The 17395-nt window shown below is 68.3% G+C and carries 16 protein-coding genes; 5 read left to right on the forward strand and 11 right to left on the reverse strand.

The features are described from left to right. Positions 1-116: 116 nt before the first annotated feature. From ACIA75_RS18910 to ACIA75_RS18940, 7 genes are all read right to left on the reverse strand, one after another. Positions 117-818 carry a response regulator gene (locus tag ACIA75_RS18910; protein WP_397105586.1) on the reverse strand — a complete coding sequence of 234 codons (702 nt, stop codon included), beginning with the start codon at positions 816-818 and terminating at the stop codon, positions 117-119. A gap of 121 nt (positions 819-939) precedes the next feature. Beyond that, the gene (locus ACIA75_RS18915; protein ID WP_397105588.1) at positions 940-2319 is read right to left on the reverse strand and encodes a tripartite tricarboxylate transporter permease; all 1380 of its coding nucleotides are present in this window, start codon (positions 2317-2319) and stop codon (positions 940-942) included. Continuing rightward, entirely contained in the window at positions 2316-2810 is a 495-nt protein-coding gene (locus tag ACIA75_RS18920) for a hypothetical protein (protein ID WP_397105590.1), read from the reverse strand. The genes ACIA75_RS18915 and ACIA75_RS18920 overlap by 4 nt, the downstream gene beginning before the upstream one ends. Before the next feature lie 34 nt (positions 2811-2844). After that, complete coding sequence (locus tag ACIA75_RS18925; protein WP_397105592.1) at positions 2845-3804, reverse strand: hydroxymethylglutaryl-CoA lyase; 960 nt, start codon at positions 3802-3804, stop codon at positions 2845-2847. Further along, positions 3804-5078, reverse strand: coding sequence for a hydroxymethylglutaryl-CoA reductase, degradative (locus tag ACIA75_RS18930; protein ID WP_397105594.1), 1275 nt, complete (start codon positions 5076-5078; stop codon positions 3804-3806). The genes ACIA75_RS18925 and ACIA75_RS18930 overlap by 1 nt, the downstream gene beginning before the upstream one ends. A 148-nt stretch (positions 5079-5226) precedes the next feature. Then, complete coding sequence (locus tag ACIA75_RS18935) at positions 5227-7143, reverse strand: helix-turn-helix domain-containing protein (RefSeq protein ID WP_397105596.1); 1917 nt, start codon at positions 7141-7143, stop codon at positions 5227-5229. A gap of 3 nt (positions 7144-7146) precedes the next feature. Beyond that, the gene (locus ACIA75_RS18940; RefSeq protein ID WP_397105598.1) at positions 7147-7722 is read right to left on the reverse strand and encodes a hypothetical protein; all 576 of its coding nucleotides are present in this window, start codon (positions 7720-7722) and stop codon (positions 7147-7149) included. A gap of 26 nt (positions 7723-7748) precedes the next feature. Between ACIA75_RS18940 and ACIA75_RS18945 the strand changes: the two genes are divergently transcribed. Beyond that, entirely contained in the window at positions 7749-8594 is an 846-nt protein-coding gene (locus ACIA75_RS18945) for an aldo/keto reductase (protein WP_397105600.1), read from the forward strand. 210 nt (positions 8595-8804) lie between these two features. Here ACIA75_RS18945 and ACIA75_RS18950 read toward each other — a convergent pair whose 3' ends face one another. From ACIA75_RS18950 to ACIA75_RS18960, 3 genes are all read right to left on the reverse strand, one after another. Then, positions 8805-9893, reverse strand: a complete 1089-nt coding sequence (locus tag ACIA75_RS18950; protein ID WP_397105602.1) for a PucR family transcriptional regulator — start codon at positions 9891-9893, stop codon at positions 8805-8807. A gap of 369 nt (positions 9894-10262) precedes the next feature. Further along, positions 10263-10718 carry a nitroreductase/quinone reductase family protein gene (locus ACIA75_RS18955; RefSeq protein ID WP_397105604.1) on the reverse strand — a complete coding sequence of 152 codons (456 nt, stop codon included), beginning with the start codon at positions 10716-10718 and terminating at the stop codon, positions 10263-10265. An 82-nt stretch (positions 10719-10800) separates the two neighbouring features. Next, positions 10801-11601 (reverse strand): IclR family transcriptional regulator, encoded by an 801-nt coding sequence (locus tag ACIA75_RS18960; RefSeq protein ID WP_397105606.1) that lies wholly within the window; start codon positions 11599-11601, stop codon positions 10801-10803. A 49-nt stretch (positions 11602-11650) separates the two neighbouring features. On the opposite strand from ACIA75_RS18960, the gene ACIA75_RS18965 reads away from it, so the two are divergent. Genes ACIA75_RS18965 through ACIA75_RS18980 form a run of 4 tightly spaced genes read left to right on the forward strand, consistent with a single transcriptional unit; the run spans position 11651 to position 16278 of the window. Further along, positions 11651-12868, forward strand: coding sequence for an FAD-dependent monooxygenase (locus ACIA75_RS18965; protein WP_397105608.1), 1218 nt, complete (start codon positions 11651-11653; stop codon positions 12866-12868). A 34-nt stretch (positions 12869-12902) separates the two neighbouring features. Continuing rightward, positions 12903-13787 carry a fumarylacetoacetate hydrolase family protein gene (locus tag ACIA75_RS18970; RefSeq protein WP_397105610.1) on the forward strand — a complete coding sequence of 295 codons (885 nt, stop codon included), beginning with the start codon at positions 12903-12905 and terminating at the stop codon, positions 13785-13787. A 4-nt stretch (positions 13788-13791) separates the two neighbouring features. Next, complete coding sequence (locus ACIA75_RS18975; protein ID WP_397105612.1) at positions 13792-15159, forward strand: MFS transporter; 1368 nt, start codon at positions 13792-13794, stop codon at positions 15157-15159. A 39-nt stretch (positions 15160-15198) separates the two neighbouring features. After that, positions 15199-16278, forward strand: coding sequence for a cupin domain-containing protein (locus tag ACIA75_RS18980; protein WP_397105614.1), 1080 nt, complete (start codon positions 15199-15201; stop codon positions 16276-16278). A gap of 67 nt (positions 16279-16345) precedes the next feature. On the opposite strand, the gene ACIA75_RS18985 is transcribed toward ACIA75_RS18980, so the two are convergent. Then, on the reverse strand, positions 16346-17308 hold the full coding sequence (locus tag ACIA75_RS18985; protein WP_397105616.1) for a LysR family transcriptional regulator: 963 nt from the start codon (positions 17306-17308) through the stop codon (positions 16346-16348). Positions 17309-17395 lie beyond the last annotated feature (87 nt).

Below are 17395 nucleotides of genomic sequence, written 5' to 3' on the forward strand. Positions count from 1 at the left end.
ACGGATCCGGTCCAGCGGCCGCGGCAGGACCGCCGCCACCCGGTCCGACGTCCGCCGCACCCCGCCCAGAACCCGGACCTTGCGGCCGGCACCCGGCCGCGTGGCCACCTGCTCGCTCATCTGGCCTCCAGGGCGTAACCCACACCGTGGACCGTCCGGATCACGTCGGCCCCGAGTTTCCGGCGCAGCGCCTTGATATGACTGTCGACCGCGCGGGTTCCGGCGGCATCGGCCCAATCCCATACCTCTTCGAGGAGGCGTTCGCGGGCGAGTACCGCGCGCGGCCGCTGGGCCAGCCGGGCCAGCAGATCGAATTCCAGCGGTGTCAGCTGGGCTTCGACCCCGCCCCGCCACACCCGGCGCTGGTCGGCATCGATCCGTAGATCACCGACCACGATGCTCGCGCCGTTCGGTGTCCCGGCGCGTTCGACCCGGCGCAGCAGGGCGTGCACGCGGGCGGTGAGGACCCGCAGCGAGAACGGTTTGGTCAGATAGTCGTCGGCCCCGACGCCGAGCCCGATCAGCTGATCGGTTTCGTCCGTCCGCGCGGTGAGCATCAGCACGGGTATCGAGCGTTCGGCCTGAATCCGCCGGCAGACCTCCAGCCCGTCATAGCCGGGCAACATGACATCGAGTACGACGAGGTCGGGTTCGAAGGTTCCCGCGGCCGCCACCGCCGCGGGTCCGTCGTGTGCCGTCTCCACCGTGAATCCCTCGGCCCGCAGCCGCGCCGCCACCGATTCCGCGATCGTGGGCTCATCGTCCACCACCAGAATCCGCCGCGCGGCCGCTCCCCCTACCGGTGCCTTCTGTTCCATGCTCGGGGAGCCTAGCTACCCCGTGTGGAGAGAACAGGTGCCAATTGTGGAGATTTCGTGTGCCCGGGCCGAGCGGGAACCCGGGCGAACGACCGTGCGCGACAGTTTCCGCGGTGCCGGCTCAGAGCGCGAGCACCGCGGGAATCGACAGCACCGCCACGTAGTAGCCCATGAACAGCACCCCGGCGTGGATCTTGAAGAACCGGGTCAGTAGTCCACCCACGAGGCCGACCGTGAGTGTCACGGCGAGTCCGAGGATTCCGCCTTCCCACACGCTGATCACCACGACGAGGCCGGCGAAGGTGGCAATGATCGCCTCGTGGCTCACGTAGCGCACGACGATACTCGCGGCGCGATGGGCGAAGTTCATCGCGAAGGGGTAGGCGATGACCGCGGCGATGGCGACGGCGGCGAGTCCGTACAGGAGGAACTCGGTGTTGGTGAGGGCCGTGGACAGATTGTCGATATTGCCGTTGCCGTCGTCGGTGGTGAACACCGGTGGTGCGTTGAACAGCGGTGCGGCGGGACCGGCCGCGACCGGGCTCAACGGGAGCCCGAACGCGATGAGCGGGATCAGCGCTTCGGCGATATAGGTCGATTCGGTGGTGCCGTTGCGGGCGGCGATCACCGAGGTGAGGCGGCGGTAGCCGTGTTTGATGCGGGTACCGACCAGCTCGCCCATCAGCACCGTCATGGCCACGGGGCTGAAGACGAAGGTGGCGCTGGAAACGGTGGCCGTGGCCGCGACATAACCGGTCTGTCCGCGGTCGAGAATCCGGAACGGGTTGGGGAAGTAGCCCTTCCAGGTTTTGACATCGGGAGCGAGCCACACCGTCGCCGGTTCCTTGCGCGCCATGTCGGCGCGTCCCTGCGGGCCCAGCGACAGGAAGAGGTCGGCGATCAGCGGTCCGACGGCGATACCGAGGAAGTAGCTGATGTTGAGCGCGACATCGTAGGACTCCGTGAGTTGTTTGAGACCGAGGATGAGGACGACGAACGGAACGAGCGCGACGACGCCCGCCCATTTGCCGGGTGACGCGTAGGCGATGCCGATGGCGGCCAGCAGGAACAACCACGGCGCGGCGGACTGGACGGTGTCGGAGATCGGGGCCATCAGCGTGGCGAACAGGACCGCGGCGGGCACGGCGATCACCGCGGCGATGAGCGCCGCCGAGATCGCTTTGCGCAGTGCGATATGCGGTACGCCCAGCGCGCGCAGCATCCGCGCTTCGCGCATGAGCGGGACCGCCATCGTGTCCCCGGGGATGCCCAGGAGTGTGGTCGGCGCCGCGTGCGTCATATGTTTGGCGACGGCTCCGGCGAGAAAGAATGTGAACACGGCGGCCGGCGGCGCGCCCAGCAGGATGACCAGCAGCGTCAGCGGGGCGATGGTCGCGGTTTCGTCGGTACCCGAAACCATCCCGATCAGCGAGAAGACGATCGCGCCGATGATGCCGAGGATGAGGGCCAGCGCGATATCGCTGGTGAGGATCGAACTCATGACACAGCCCCGGTGTTGTCGCGTTCGGCTTGGGCGAATCGCTCGTGCAGACCGAGCTCGTCGAGTTCGCGGCGGGTGTGCTCGGGCAGCTCGTCGAGCGATCCCAGGCCCTGGCGTTCTTCGCGCAGCGTGTTGATGACCTCGCCGACCGCCGCGTCTTCGGTTACGTCGGTGACCACGATCCGCTTCGGCCGGAACAACCGCCCGCAGATCAGACCGGCGATCACACATCCGGCGATCCCCACGAGCAGGGCGTAGGCGTCGGCGAGCGAATCGTTCGTCACGAAGGAGGAGAACGCCCAGTTGGACAGCAGGAGCGCGGCCAGGCTCACCCCGACGCCGATGACCACGGAGACGGCCAGATGGCGGCCGACGACGGTGTCACCCCACACCTCCAAGTACTGCGGGTGTTCACCGCCGGGGTCGGCCGGTGTGGTGGCGGGCGGGTCGGCCGGTGCCGCCACGGCTGGTGGCGAGGGGTCGGTGGGCATGGGTACTCCGTCGGCGTCGAGGGGGTCGGGCAGGTCAGGAAGTCGAGGCGAGGGCGGTGACCACTCGCGAGGGGCTGGGCCGGCCGAGGACGCCGGCCATCCACCGGGAGGTCGCGGTGAGCGCGTCCAGGTCGATACCGGTGGTGATACCGAGGCCGTGCAGCATCCACACCAGGTCCTCGGTGGCGAGGTTGCCGGTGGCTCCGGCGGCGTACGGGCAGCGGCCCAGACCACCTGCGGCACTGTCGAATTCGGTGATACCCGCGGTCAGGGCGGCATAGACGTTGGCCAGCGCCTGACCGTAGGTGTCGTGGAAATGCACGGCCACGGACTCCGGGCGGACACCTCGCGCGAACAGGGTGTCCAGGAGGTCGTGGACGTGGCCGGGAGTGGCGACTCCGATGGTGTCGCCGAGCGAGATCGAGTCCACCCCCATATCGAAGAGGCGTTCGGCGATATCGGCGACCGTCCCGGTGTCGACGGCGCCCTCCCAGGGGTCCCCGAAGGCCATCGAGATATACGCACGACTGGCGAGCCCGTGTGCGCCGGCGCCGTCCACTACGGGGCGTGCGGAGTCGAGCGCGCCGTCGACCGTGGTGTGCAGGTTCTTATCCGCGAATGTCTCGGTCGCGCTGACGAACACCGCGAGTTCCGTGGCACCGGCCGCCAGCGCCCGGTCGAGCCCGCGGCGGTTCGGGGCCAGGACGACCTGCCGGATATCGCCGGGCAGCTCGAGCTCGGCCAGCAGTTCTCCGGCATCCGCCAGCTGGGGTATCCACCGCGGTGAGACGAAGCTGGTGAGCTCGAGTTCCGTGACGCCGGCGGCGACGAGCCGCCGGCAGAATTCGGCCTTGGCCGAGGTCGGCACGACGGTGGTTTCGGCTTGCAGACCGTCGCGGGGGCCGACTTCGTAGACGCGGACCGCGGCCGGCAGACCGGGCCTGCGGTGTACGTGTGGTGCGGGCCGCCGGGTGGCGGCGATATCCGAGGTCATCAGCTCCGGCCCCGCAGATCCGCGAGTACCTTTTCGGCGTGCTCGACCCGGATGTTCTTGTCCTGGATGAGTTGTGCGACGACGACATCGAGTTCCGCGGTGCTCGCGCCGGCGGTCACCGCGATGGTCCGGGCATGCAGGCTCATATGACCGCGCTGGATACCTTCGGCGGCGAGGGCGCGGCAGGCACCGAGGTTCTGGGCCAGCCCGACCGCGACCACGACCTCGGCGAGTTCGGTCGCCGTGGTCACGCCGAGGATCTTGATCGCTGCCTGCGCGACCGGATGTGCTTTGGTGGCGCCACCCACCAGGCCGACCGCCATCGGCACCTCCAGGGTGCCGGACAGATGTCCGTCGGCGGTCTTCTCGAAATGCGATAGCGCCGTATACCGGCCGTCGGGGCCGACGGCGTGCGAGTGACAGCCCGCTTCGACGGCGCGGGTGTCGTTGCCGGAGGCCAGCACCGCGGCGGTGATGCCGTTCATGATGCCCTTGTTGTGCGTGGCGGCGCGGTAGGGGTCGGCTTCGGCGAGCGCGGACGCGTGCACGATATCGTCGACGACCTGTTCCCCGCCCAGCAGTTCCCGGTCGAACACGGCGCGGGCCCGCACGATTCGCCGGTCGGCCATATTGGTGAGAATGCGGAGCAGGGGCCGGCCGCCGGCGATGGCCGCGAGCCGGGGTGCGATGGCTTCGGCCATGGTGTTGACCGCGTTCGCGCCCATCGCGTCGCGGACATCGACCACCAGGTGCACCACGAGATGGGTGCCGGTCCGCGTCGGGATCAGGCGAACCTGCAGGTCCGTGGCGCCGCCACCGAACCGGACCAGGGTCGGGTCCTGCTCGTTGGCGAGGTCGACGACGGCCGCGCGGTGTTCCAGGATGCGTAGTCGCGCGGCCTCGGGGTCGGGTAGGTCGAGCAGTTGGATCTGCGCCTGCATCACCGGCCCGGTGCCGGAGGTGAAGAATCCGCCCTGTTCGCGGGCCATCCGTGCGGCATTGCTGGCCGCGGCGACGACCGACGGCTCCTCGGTCGCCATGGGAACCAGATAGTCCCGGCCGTTGATCCGGAAATTGGTGGCGATGCCGACCGGGATACCCATCACACCGATCACGTTTTCGATCATGTGATCGGCATGCTCGGTATCCAGGCCCCGCATGGGTTCGAGAACATCCAGGTCCGTGACGGCAACCCCGGTCCGTTCGGAAACCACCGAGCGGCGCTGCTCGGCGGACGAGTCCTTGAATCCGGGAATCCTGCTGTTGACCGTCACTACGCCCTCCACATCGCGGGGTCACGGTATCCGCGACCCCGGTGAATATCTACCGAGGTACGACGCTACGACCGCGCTGTAATCCGCGACATGTAGTCAGAGCACATGAAATCTCGATCTCGGTGGGTGGAGGACACATTCTCGCTGGTCACTGCCGAGACACCGAACGCAACTCGTCCAGCCGGGTGGCGAGCGAGATGCGGAACAGGTGTTCGTCCCGGCGCCAATCCTCGCCGAGCAGGGCTTTGAGGCGGTCGAGGCGCTGCAGGATGGTGTTGGTGTGGTAGTTGAGCGCCCGCGCGGTCTTCGTCGGGCTCGCCTCGTGCCGCACGAACATGCGCAAGGTGGTGAGCAGATCGGTGCCGTGCCGGGCGTCGTAGTCGACGACCGGCCCGATGGTGAGGTCGAGGAAGGACTGCAAACCCTCCGGATTCGCCCCGAACAGCACGGTGTACGGGGCGTAGGCGTCGGTGGCGACCGCCCGGTTGTCGATTCCCAGCCCGGCCAGCAGGCGCACGGTCTGTTGCGCGGTGCGGAACAGGCGCGGGAGTTCGTCGGGTGAGTCGGCCCGCGGTGGTGCGACAACCAGGACCGGGGCCCCGAGCGCGCCGATGAGGTGGGTTCGGAGGTCGTTCGCCAGGACCATCGGATCGGCCGCCGCCCCGATGACCGCGATGGCGGCGGTGTGCTCGCCCACCAATCCGTCGTCGCCGAGAAAACCCGCGGCGGCGCGTTCGGCGCTCGCCCGCCGGGCAGGGGGTACCTCGACGAGGAGGACGGTGTTCAGTTCGGACAGGGTCAGGCGGTGGCTACGCGCCCGCTGTTCCATATCGCGACGCCGCTCCGGCGACGTATCCAGCAGATCGGCGATGAGTTCCCCGCGCTCCCGCCGGTAGGCATCGGTGACCGCCCGCTGCTGCAGCGCGAGCAGGGCCGCGACCTGCGCCGCCCGCTCGATCGTGCGCTGCTCCACCGGGCCGAGGTCCACACCACCCGGGGTGAGCAGCAGGGCACCGAAATAGAGTTCACCGGCGGTCACGGCGGCGACCACCTCGACCGACCTGTTGTTCTCGACCGACCGGCAGTGCCCGCTCGCCCGGCTCAGGGAGATCGCGCCGCGCACCTCCGGCGACAGGCTCATCGTCACCTGCTCCTGGCCCGCCGCCGCGGACGTGGCGATCGGAAAGGACTCGCTGTCGATGATCGTCACCCGCCGGTCCAGCGCCGCCGCCAAGGTGCCCGCGACCTGGGTGAAGCCGCCGCCGGACAGGACTGCGTCGACGAGTTCCTGATGGACCGCGCTCGACCGGTCGCGGGCTTCCAGGTGCGCGGTCAGCTTCTCCAGGGCGCCGCGGGTGCGGTCCTGGGACTCCCGGAGTTGCGCCAGGATATTCGCGGTCTGCAGGACCACCGAGGCGTGGTCGGCCAGCGCCGACAGCAGCGCGATCTCCTCCGGGGTGAACCGGTGTTCCTGCCGGGTCGCGGCGAACAGGACTCCGAGCACGGTGCCGTCGGAGAGCATGGGCACGCCGAGGATGGAGATGATCCCTTCGGCGAAGACGGCATCGTCGATGGTGTGCTCGTGGGTGCCCTCCACGTATTCGCTGTACCGGGGCACCCACTGCGCCGACCGGGTATCCGCGACCCGGCTCGCCAGTCCCGTACCGGCGGGGACGTGCAGATCCTGGAATTGCGGGGTCACCGATCCCATCGTCTTGCGGACGTGCAGGTCGCGGGTGGTGGGGTCGAACTCCGACAGGTAGGTCACGTCGGTGCCCATCATCTCGTGCGCGCGGGCCACCAGCCGGGCCAGCAGCGCATCGATATCGCGTACCTCCGCGAGATCGCGGGCACTGGAGAACAGGGCGGTGAGTTCCTGTTCGCGCCGTCGCAACCGCGCGACCTCGGCCCGGTCGCGCCGCGCCCGGGCGACGATATCGCCGATCGTCCCGGCGTCCAGGCCCAGCTCGGTCAGCGAGCCGGCCAGTGCGGTGATATCCGGCTCGCCATGAGTGACGGTCCGGAGGACTTCCTGGACGATCCGCGCGACGTCACTGCTGCTCATGGCTTACAGACTGCCTCTACGCTGCCGGCCCGGGCCACCGCGCACCCCTGGGAGCAGCGCCGGGTTGCCTTGTGTGCGCCTTCGCGGGGTGTGGATCGCGACGGCCAGGGTGGTGTCGCCCTGGCCGTAGTAGGCCAGCCGGCGTCCGTGGAAGTGGACCAGCTCCTCGACGAACGTGACACTGCCGGCGAGCCCGCCGGTTTCCGCGGACGTCGTCGGCCGGAGCCACGGTTCCGGGTGGATGACCACGGCTTTGCTCCACGGCCGGCCGGGTCCGTAGGGCAGGGTTCTCCAGGTGTTGAAGCCGGGGAAGAGGGGGCCGTGCTCGGTCCAGGTGCGCAGATCGCTGGAGGTGGCCAGGCACAGCTGGGCGGTGGTCCCGTCGAAACCGGTGTAGGTCAGGTAGAAGATGCCGGCGATCCAGGTGATGCGCGGGTCCTCGCAGCCGGCGCTCTCGTACGGGTGCTCGGGCACCGGGACGGGGCGGGGTTCGCGGTCGAACCGGATACCGTCGTAGCTCCAGGCGAGCCCGGTCCGCGAGACGAGGTCGGCGGCGTGCGCGCGGTACAGGAGTGCCACCCTATGGCGTGACTCGGAAGGGACTCATGACGACTCTCACCCTCGACCTTGCCGGATCTCGCGTGCATCGTCTGGGCTTCGGTGCGATGCGGCTGTCCACCGAACCGGATGATGCCCGCTTCGCTTCGATCGGGTTGCTGCGCAGGGCTGTCGAACTCGGTGTCACATTGATCGACACGGCGCATCTCTACGGTTGGGGCGCCAACGAGGAACTCGTCGCCGAGGCCCTTCATCCCTATCCCGAGGGGCTCCTGGTGGCGACCAAACTCGGCGTCGAGCGCCGGCGCGACCACCCCGACGGGGCGGTTTACAACGGCAGTGAACGTTTTCTGCGCCGTCAGGTCGACGATGCTCTGCGTCGGTTGCGGGTGGACCGGATCGCCCTCATGCAACTGCACCGCATCGACCCGGCTATTCCGCTCGCTGACCAGGTCGGGGTGCTGGGCGACCTGCGTGATGAGGGAAAGATCGGCCACATCGGCCTGTCGGAGGTCACCGCCGCGCAGCTCGCCGAGGCTCGCGAAACCGTGGAAATCGTGAGTGTGCAGAACCGCTACAACATCCTCGACCGCGAATACGACCCGGTCGTCGATGCTTGCGAGCAAGCCGGTATCGCTTTCCTGCCGTGGCGGCCTGTGGTCGCCGGCACTGCGGGCGCGACTGCCGTGATCGCTGCGGTTGCTCGCGAGCTCGACGCTACCGCCACCCAGGTCGTCCTCGCCTGGCTGTTGCGTCGGTCGCGCGTCGTCGTGCCCATCCCGGGCACCGCCTCGCCCAGCCACCTCACCGAGAACCTCGGGGCAGCCCGTTTGGAACTCACCGACCATCAGTACGAGCGTCTCGACCGTATCGCCGCATCGAAAGGCCGATGATCCGAGTCACTCGTCGGACTGCCCGGCACATGGGGTTCGAACCGCCTGATTCCGGCGGCCGGGGTTCCGGTAGTAATCGCCGAAAAGCAACCGATATGCCCATTCTCCCTGGTCGCTGTAGCCGCAAAGGAGAGAACGAGCAGGCGCTGGTCGGCTCGCGGCGCGCGACTGTCGGCGCCGCGAGCCCGCGCGCCGCGGTGCGGTACGGGTTCACCGTGGCAGGGCAGGTGCGGGTTCCCTGGGCTGTGTGGCCGGGTTATGGGTTTCCGAGCGCAGGTAACTGCGGGTGAGAACGGCGGATCGGAGACGGCAGAACCCGGAGGGTTCGGCCGGGTCGAGTCCGGTCAGCTTGGCGATGCGCTGGAGCCGGTAGTCCACGGTATTGGTGTGCACGTGGAGCGCGCGGGCGGTGCGCCGGCGATTGAAATCGGTGGCGATATGGCATTCGAGCGTCCGCAGCAGATCGGGGTGTGCGTCGAGCGGATCCAGTACCGCGCCGAGCGATTTCCGGGCGGGACCGCGGCGAGTGAGCTGGAACTCCAGGGCCAGATCGTCGAAGCGGTGCAGGCCCCGGCGATAACCGAGGCGGTAGACCATATCCAGTAATTCGCGAGCCTGCTCGGCCACGGCGGGGATTCCGGGGCCCGACCCCGTGACTGCGGCCGCGAGGACGGGGAGGCCGAGCGCGTCCGAGAGCCGGGCGATCAGATCGTCCAGGGTGTGGGCGTGCATCGCGGAATCCGGGAGCATTATCGTGCCACCGTTATCGGACACCTGGGACAGCGCCGAGTCGCCGTATATTTCGGCAAGGGTTTCCCTGACGCTTGCCGCATAATGCCCGGACCCGTTGTGCCGGTGCGTTTCCGGGTCGTCCGAAGCCGGGATCATCAGCGCCAGCACCGAATAGGCGCCGTCGATATCGAATCCGATTTCGCGAGCCACCGCCGAGGTGCGGCGGCCCGCCAGTAGTGTGGAGACGAGGGTGAGTGCGCTGCTGTGCTGTTCGTCGCCGATCGCCTGCAGTTCGCTGAGGTAGGACCGGGACAGGGTCGCGGAGATGGTGCCGAGCGTGTCGATCATTGCGCGGGTCGTGCGGCGCAGGGTCTCGAACGCGTCGGCGGAGTCGGGTGGTCGATCTGTCGAGGCAATACCGAGCAGGAAGCCCTGGCAGACGGCGTGGTGAACGTCTTCGATCGGCCGGCCGGTGCGCGCGCTCCAGGCGGCGGCCTGCTGGAATCGTGCCAGATCGAGTTCGGGTAATGCGCCGTCGAGGATGCTCTGGGCGGACTCGATACACATTCGCAGGATCATGGATTTCCTACTGCTGGAGCTTCGTCCCGGGGGTGGGCCGGACGTGCGTGCGCACGGAGTGCCGGTCGATTCGATGGATGAGCAATCGGATCGCCCCTTCGAGAATTATCGACGTGAATAACGAGAAGATAACTCGTGGATTAAGAGAATAACATTCTCTCAGCCAGGTAAACATCCTCTCTTTGTAACCCCCGTTGCGCCGATGTTCCGCTGTGTTCCCACCTGGACCCGCCTGGTGGCCGACGGTCGGACAGCCCACCCCGCTGCTGCCGGAACCGGCCGGCGGCAGCGGAATCGCAGGAGCCCGGCCGGGCGGCGGGTTGTCCGGTGTATGGCTTCTCCCCGAGGCGACGGAGCCTAGTCGGGGAGCCCCGAGACTCGTTCCACCACTACGAGGGGGATCTCCCGCTCGGTCTGCTGCTGGTGCGCGGCCATATGGGGAAACCGGTCTTCCAGCATTCCGAACAGGCGCTCGCGTTCGGCCCCGGTGGCGGTGCCCGCGGTGCCGGTGAACAGGTCGATACCCGCCGGGGTGGGCCGTTCCACGATGACCTGCGGATTGGCGACCAGATTCCGGTACCACGCCGGGTGTTCGGCCGCGGCCATGTTGGACGCCCACAACACGATTCGATCGTCGTCGATCAGGTAGCCGAGCGGCACGATATGTTGCCGCCCGCTCCGGCGGCCGACGGTGGTCAGCAGGACGAGATCGGCCCCCTTCAGCATCCCGTCCATCGTGATCTCCCCACCGCCCGCGCGGAAGTTCTCCACCACTGACCGATTGAACGCAGGCATATCACTCGGCAACGACATCTGCCGGATACTAGTCGCCGCAAGGAGCGGGCCGTCACCGCCGCCCGCTCGAATCGCCGTTCCGCCGCGACGGCCGCGTGTCTCAGCGGTGCCGGATCTCCAGATCGATGATCTCCAGGTCCTTTTCGATCTGGGCCTTGGTGTCGAGCAACAGGGGGACGAAGGTCCGGTCGGCGGGCCCGGTGAAACGCGCGGCATGGCTGGATACCGACACCGCGCCCACGGCACGACCCGCGCGGTCGTTGATCGCGACCCCGACAGCCGCGACGCCGCGTTCGGTCTCCTCGAAGTTGATGGCGAACCCGCGTGCTGACACCTGTGCGAGAGTCCGTGTCAGGGAATGAAATTCGTCCTCGTCGAGAATCGCGGTGCCGCTGGGACCCGATCGGCGATAGAGCTGACGTAGCTCTTCCTCGGGCAGGGTTGCCAGCAATACCTTTCCGCCCGACGCCCGGTGCGCCGGCATCACTACTCCGTTGCGGTCGTTGGTGGCGTACACCGACTGGGCGCGGACCGTGACCAGGAACCGTACGGTGTCGCGGACCCGGAACATCAGGTTGGCCGATTCGCCGCTGCGCCGGGACAGGACTTCGAGATGTGGCTGGCAGAGCGCGCGGAAGGTTTTGGTCCAGGCGAGCCGGGCCGGCGCCGCGTCGAGCGAGGGGCCGGGGAAGTAGACGTGGGATTCGTCCTTTACCGCGAAGCCTCGGTAGGCCAGAGTCTGCAGCAGCCGGTGCGCGCTGGAACGGGAAATATCCAGATCGGCGGCGGCGTCCATCACCCGCAGGCTGCCGTAGTCGCGCAGTAGTTGCAGCAGGCGGAGTCCGCGGTCGAGGGAGCCCACCGCACTGGGCGGCCGTTCGGGCAGTGGTGGGTTGCGCATAGCGGAATCTTATTCCGTCCGCCGGGGCGCTGCACTCATGCTTCTTCGCATGATTGAGTGTGACCTGGATAACGGTGTCCTGGTGGTCGGTGGAGGCATCGGCGGTCTCGCGACCGCACTCGGCCTCGTCCGAGCCGGCCGGAAAGTCGTGGTAGTAGAGCAGGCCGGCGAGTTCGGTGAGATCGGCGCCGGGCTGCAGCTCGGTCCGAACGCCACCCGGATCTTGGATTCGTGGGGCCTGCTGGATCGGGTGCGGGCGGTGGGTGTGGCGCCGGAGAATATCGCTATGCGGGACGCGATCTCCGGTGCGGAGATCGCCCGGCTTCCGCTGACCGAGGATTTCCGCGCCCGCTACCGCACCCCGTACGTGGTGATCCACCGGACCGATCTGCACGCGATCCTGCTCGACGCCTGCCGCAAGGCGGGGGTCGACTTACGCACCGATGTGCGGATCGAACGGGTCGACACCACGCCCACCGGGACCGTCGCCCACGCCGCCGGCGGCCGGACCTTCGCCGCGCAGGCCACGATCGGCGCCGACGGTCTGCATTCGGTCCTGCGGCAGGCCATCGTCGGCGACGAACTCCAGCCGTCCGGGTATGTCGCCTACCGCGGCACCGTCCCGATCGACGAGGTTCCCGCGGGTGATCGCGAACTCGACGATGTGCTGGTCTGGGCCGGGCCCGGCTGCCATCTGGTGCAGTACCGGCTGCGTTCCGGCAAGGTACTCAACCAGGTCGCGGTCTTCGAATCACCGGGCTTCCTGCGCGGCGATGCGGACTTCGGCGGGGTCGACGAACTCGAGGCCGCCTTCGCGGAATGCCATCCGCAAGTGCGGGCGGCGATCGCGCATATCGGCAAACAACGCCGGTGGCCGCTCTACGATCGGTTGCCGGCCGACGACTGGGGTCGCGACCGCCTGGTCCTCACCGGCGACGCGGCCCATCCCATGCTGCAGTACCTGGCCCAGGGCTGCTGCCAGGCACTCGAGGATGCGAGCACCCTCGAAACGCTGGTCCGCGAGCGATCCGGCGATATCGAATGGCCGGAGGTGATCCGCCGCTTCACCGAAGCCCGGATTCCGCGGACGGCCGAGGTGCAGACCAAGGCGCGCATGTTCGGCGAGATCTGCCACGCCCGCGGCGTGCACCGCCACGTGCGCAACGAACTGCTCGACCGGCTCGATACCGCCGACCTCTACGACCACGCGGATTGGGTCTATCGCGGCCCCCTCTTCGACCCGGTTCCCGAACCGGTCCACTCCTGAGCCCGAATTCTCTCCCAGACAAGGTATTTCGCTCATGCGTCTAGCAGTTCTCGACGGCGATCGCGCCGCCGTCGTCTCCGGTGGTGGCGTCTACGACGTCACCGAACACCTGCCCACCACGCCCGGTCCCTACGGCGGACCTTGGCTGCCGTGGCTCGAACAGGGCGGTCGGGTGGCCGACCTCGTCGCCATAGACTCGTCCGCATGCCCCGTCCAACCGCTGGACGGCGCCGCGTTACGGGCACCGCTCTCGCGTCCCGGCAAGATCGTCGCGGCTCCGGTCAACTACCTCGATCACAAGGTCGAGATGCACGAGCAGAAGACCATCGCCGAATACGGTGTGTTCCTCAAGGCCAACTCCTCGGTGATCGGCCCGGGGGAGCAGGTGGTGCTCCCGTACAGCGATATGCGGACCGACCAGGAAGGCGAGCTCGCGATCGTCATCGGCCGCACAGCGCGGAACGTGAGCGTCGACGACGCGCTCGACCACGTATTCGGTTACACCGGGGTCCTCGATATCACCGTGCGCTCCACCGAGGACCGCTCGACCCGCAAATCGTTCGACACCTTCACCCCGCTCGGACCGTGGATCGTCACCGCCGACGAGATCGGTGACCCCGGCAACCTGTCGCTGCGCTGCTGGGTCGACGACGAGCTACGGCAGCAGACCGACACCTCCGAGCTGATCTTCTCGGTCGCCGAACTCGTCGCCTACAGCAGTTCGGTGATGACCCTGCACCCCGGTGACATCATCGCCACCGGCACACCCGCCGGTGTGGGCCCGCTACACGACGGTGCGCGGATCCGGTTGGCGATCGGCGGTATCGGAACGCTGGAGGTCGGCGTCACCGGGCGGGACGCCATCGCCTATGCCGACCGGCCCGGCGCCCGGCACGACGTCCATGCGGCCAGGGGATAAGACCATGGATATCAAGTCTCGGATCGAATCGTCGCCGATGCGGCCGGTGCAGTACGCCGTGGTCGCGGTATGCGTACTGCTGAACATGCTCGACGGATTCGATGTCCTCGCGCTGGCGTTCAGCGCCTCGCATATCTCCGACGAATGGGAACTGTCCGGCTCCCAGCTGGGGGCGCTGCTCAGTGCCGCGCTGATCGGGATGGCCGTCGGGTCGATCGTCCTCTCGCAGGTCGCCGATATCGTCGGCCGCCGCCGGACCATCGTGGTGTGCGCGTTCGTGGTCGCGGCCGGGATGGCGCTGTCCGCGCTGGCCACGGGGTTCACGATGCTGCTCGCCGTACGGGTTCTCACCGGGCTGGCCATCGGCACGCTGCAGGCCTGCCTGAATGTCATGGTCGCCGAATACTCTTCGGCCCGCTCCCGGTCGACCGCGATCAGCGTCTACACGGCCGGCCAGCCGATCGGCGGTACGGTCGGCGGGATCATCGCGGGTGTGCTGCTGGCGCAGTTCGATTGGCGGGCAGTGTTCCTGTTCGGTGCCGCGGCGACGCTGGTGACGGCGCTGGTCGCACTCGCGGTACTGCCGGAATCGCTCGACTATCTGCTCACCCGGCGTCCGGCGAACGCGCTGGAACGGGCGAACGCGATCCTGGTCCGGCTGGGTCAACCGGAACTGGCGACACTGCCACCGGCACCGCAGCGTGCCCGCGGCTCCGCCGGCCGCTGGAAAGAACTCGCCACGGGTGCGAATCCGGTGACGACCCTGCTCCTGGGATTCAGCTTCTTCGTGCTCATGGCGGGCTTCTACTTCGCCAATTCGTGGACACCGAAACTCGTCACCAGCAGCGGCTTCACCAACGCCGACGGTGTGCAGGCGGGCGTGTTGTTCAGTGCCGGCGGAATCGCCGGTGCACTGATCTTCGGACCCCTGGCCGGCCGGTTCGGTGTGCGCCGGACCCTCACCGCGCTGTTCGTTCTGGCGGGCGCCGCCTTCGGGCTGTACGCGGTCTCCGTGGAATCGCTGAACGCGGCCTTCGCGACCGCCGCGCTGCTCGGCCTGACCACCAGCGCAGTGATGGCGGGCATGTTCTCGATCGGGCCCATGTACTACGGATCCTCGATCCGGGCGACGGCGGTCGGCCTGATCATCGGCCTGGGCCGCGTGGGCGCCATCCTGTCGCCGATACTCGCCGGTGCGCTCCTCGACCTCGACTGGGCTCCCCGCAGTATCTACTTCCTGTTCGTGCTGCCCATGCTCGCCGGTGCCGTCGCGATCTACGCCATGCGCACCCGCCGCCCGGTGCTCGCGGAACGCCGCGGCAGCGCCGCCGAACCGGAGCCCGGCGCGGGCGCCTCTGTTGTCGCGCGCTGACCGGCGAACCCCTCCCACTCCACCTACCGAGGAATATTCGTGACCAGCGAGAACATCACCACCGAGGAATCGACTGCCGAACTCGACCGCCTCTACGCCGATTTCGCGCGCAACTCGACGGCACCCCTGTGGACCCAGACCGGCGATCTGATGCCCGCCGCCCCGGCCCCTGCCGCACTACCGCACGTGTGGGAATGGTCGGAGCTGCTCGATATCGCCCGGCGCTCGGGCGAATTGGTGCCCGTGGGCCGCGGCGGGGAACGCCGGGCGATCGGGCTGGCCAATCCCGGTCTGGCGCCCACCGCATACGCCACCCCGACGCTGTGGTGCGCGATCCAATGGCTCGGGCCCCGCGAAACCGCCCCGGAACATCGGCACGCCCAGAACGCCTTCCGTTTCGTGATCGAAGGTGAGGGCGTGTGGACGGTCGTCGACGGCGACCCGGTCGCGATGCGGCGCGGCGATCTGCTGATGACCCCGGGCTGGTGCTTCCACGGCCATCACAACGAAACCGACGAGCCGATGGCGTGGATCGACGGCCTCGATGTCCCCCTCGCCCACGATCTCGATCTCGGGTTCTTCGAATTCGGCCCGGAATCGGTGACCGATACCAGCACACCGCCGGTGTCGCGGTCGGAGCGCTTGTGGGCGCATCCGGGCCTCACCCCGCTCGTCGCGCGGGAACCATCGGGGTCGACCCCGATAGCCGCCTACCGCTGGGAACACACCGACCGGGCGCTCACCGAACAACTGCTGCTGGAGCAGGAGGGCTACGCGGCCACCGTCGAACCGGGTCATGCGGCGATCAAATACACCGACCCCACCACCGGCGGCGATGTCCTGCCGACGATCCGCTGCGAGTTCCACCGCCTCCGCGCCGGGGCCGCCACGGCGCCGCGCCGCGAGGTCGGTTCCTCGGTCTGGCAGGTGTTCCAGGGTGACGGCCGGGTGACACTGGGCGCCGAGGAACGTGCCCTGACCACGGGAGATCTCTTCGTGGTCCCGTCGTGGGTGCCGTGGTCGCTGGAAGCCGATACGGAACTGGATCTGTTCCGCTTCTCCGATGCACCGCTGGTCGAAAAACTGCACTACCACCGGCCCCGGGTGCCGTCGGCCTGATCGGCGCGCCGCACAGTGGCTGCCTCGGCACGGGCGCTGTGTTCGCCCACGGCCCGGACTTCCCGGATCACGACCGGTGCGGTCCGGGCCGTCCCGGTGTGTGCTCGCCGGCGGCGCCGAGTTCGGATCCCACCTCGCGCAGGACGGTCCGCAACCACTGGTGGGCCGGGTCCGCGCGATGGGTGGGATGCCACCAGAACGCCTCCACCAGCGGCACCACCTCCCATGGGCAGGGGAGTATCCGGACGTTCGCCGCGGCGGCCAGCCGGTCGGCGAGCCGGCGCTGGAGCAAGGCGACGCAGCGGGTGCCGGTGACCATGAACGGCACGGCGAGGAAACTCTGCACCACCACGCGGATATCGGGTTCGATACCGATCATCCGCAGCTGCCGGGCCGCGGGGGTGAAGGCGGTCGGCGCGTGATAGGTGACCACCCAGGGCAACTCGGCGAGCTGCTCGAGAGTGACCGTGTCACCGACCTCGGAATTGTCCGCCGACACGATGAGCACCCAGCTGTCGGTGAACATATCGATGGACGGTATATCGGACAGGAAACCGTGCGGCAGGAAGGTGCCGTCGGCGGTGCGCAGTGATTCGGGGGCCTGGTCGATATGGGCGCCGGTCTGCTGGTCCAGGCGTAGCCGCACGCCCGGGGCCCGGTCGGCGAGGACGGTCGCGAGCTGGTCGCAGAAGACCGTCGCCGCGTAGTCGGAGACCAGCACGGTGAACTCCCGGCTGGACCTGGCGGGGTCGAAGGTGGGGACGGCGTCGAAAACCCGCTGGATCCCGACCAGGGCCGCGGCGGTCGGCTCGCGGAGCTGTTCGGCCAAGGGGGTGAGTTCGTATCGGTTACCGCTGCGGTGCAGCAATTCGTCGTGGAAATGGCGGCGTAGGCGCCGCAGCGCGGCCGAGACCGCGGGCTGGCTCAGGCCCAGCTGTTCGGCGGCGCGGGTGACGTTGCGGTCGGTCAGCAGCGCGTCGAGTGTTGTCAAGAGGTTCAGATCCAGGTTTCGCAGCGCGCCGGAGGTCATACCTCGAACCATAAACGCGATGGATGGTGAGCATAAGTGATCTGCTCTTCCGTGATGGTGATCTGGGTCGCAGAGTGGTCGCTACCA

Origin of the sequence: Nocardia sp. NPDC051750 (assembly GCF_044453135.1) — a bacterium.
Classification (GTDB): Bacteria; Actinomycetota; Actinomycetes; order Mycobacteriales; family Mycobacteriaceae; genus Nocardia.

Coding starts and splice junctions, on each gene's coding strand:
- ACIA75_RS18965 (WP_397105608.1), top strand. CDS start 11,651: ATGATTGAGTGTGACCTGGATAACGGTGTCCTGGTGGTCGGTGGAGGC.
- ACIA75_RS18950 (WP_397105602.1), bottom strand. CDS start 9,893: ATGTGTATCGAGTCCGCCCAGAGCATCCTCGACGGCGCATTACCCGAA.
- ACIA75_RS18975 (WP_397105612.1), top strand. CDS start 13,792: ATGGATATCAAGTCTCGGATCGAATCGTCGCCGATGCGGCCGGTGCAG.
- ACIA75_RS18935 (WP_397105596.1), bottom strand. CDS start 7,143: ATGAGCAGCAGTGACGTCGCGCGGATCGTCCAGGAAGTCCTCCGGACC.
- ACIA75_RS18985 (WP_397105616.1), bottom strand. CDS start 17,308: ATGACCTCCGGCGCGCTGCGAAACCTGGATCTGAACCTCTTGACAACA.
- ACIA75_RS18960 (WP_397105606.1), bottom strand. CDS start 11,601: ATGCGCAACCCACCACTGCCCGAACGGCCGCCCAGTGCGGTGGGCTCC.
- ACIA75_RS18910 (WP_397105586.1), bottom strand. CDS start 818: ATGGAACAGAAGGCACCGGTAGGGGGAGCGGCCGCGCGGCGGATTCTG.
- ACIA75_RS18955 (WP_397105604.1), bottom strand. CDS start 10,718: ATGTCGTTGCCGAGTGATATGCCTGCGTTCAATCGGTCAGTGGTGGAG.
- ACIA75_RS18920 (WP_397105590.1), bottom strand. CDS start 2,810: ATGCCCACCGACCCCTCGCCACCAGCCGTGGCGGCACCGGCCGACCCG.
- ACIA75_RS18925 (WP_397105592.1), bottom strand. CDS start 3,804: ATGACCTCGGATATCGCCGCCACCCGGCGGCCCGCACCACACGTACAC.
- ACIA75_RS18970 (WP_397105610.1), top strand. CDS start 12,903: ATGCGTCTAGCAGTTCTCGACGGCGATCGCGCCGCCGTCGTCTCCGGT.
- ACIA75_RS18945 (WP_397105600.1), top strand. CDS start 7,749: ATGACGACTCTCACCCTCGACCTTGCCGGATCTCGCGTGCATCGTCTG.
- ACIA75_RS18915 (WP_397105588.1), bottom strand. CDS start 2,319: ATGAGTTCGATCCTCACCAGCGATATCGCGCTGGCCCTCATCCTCGGC.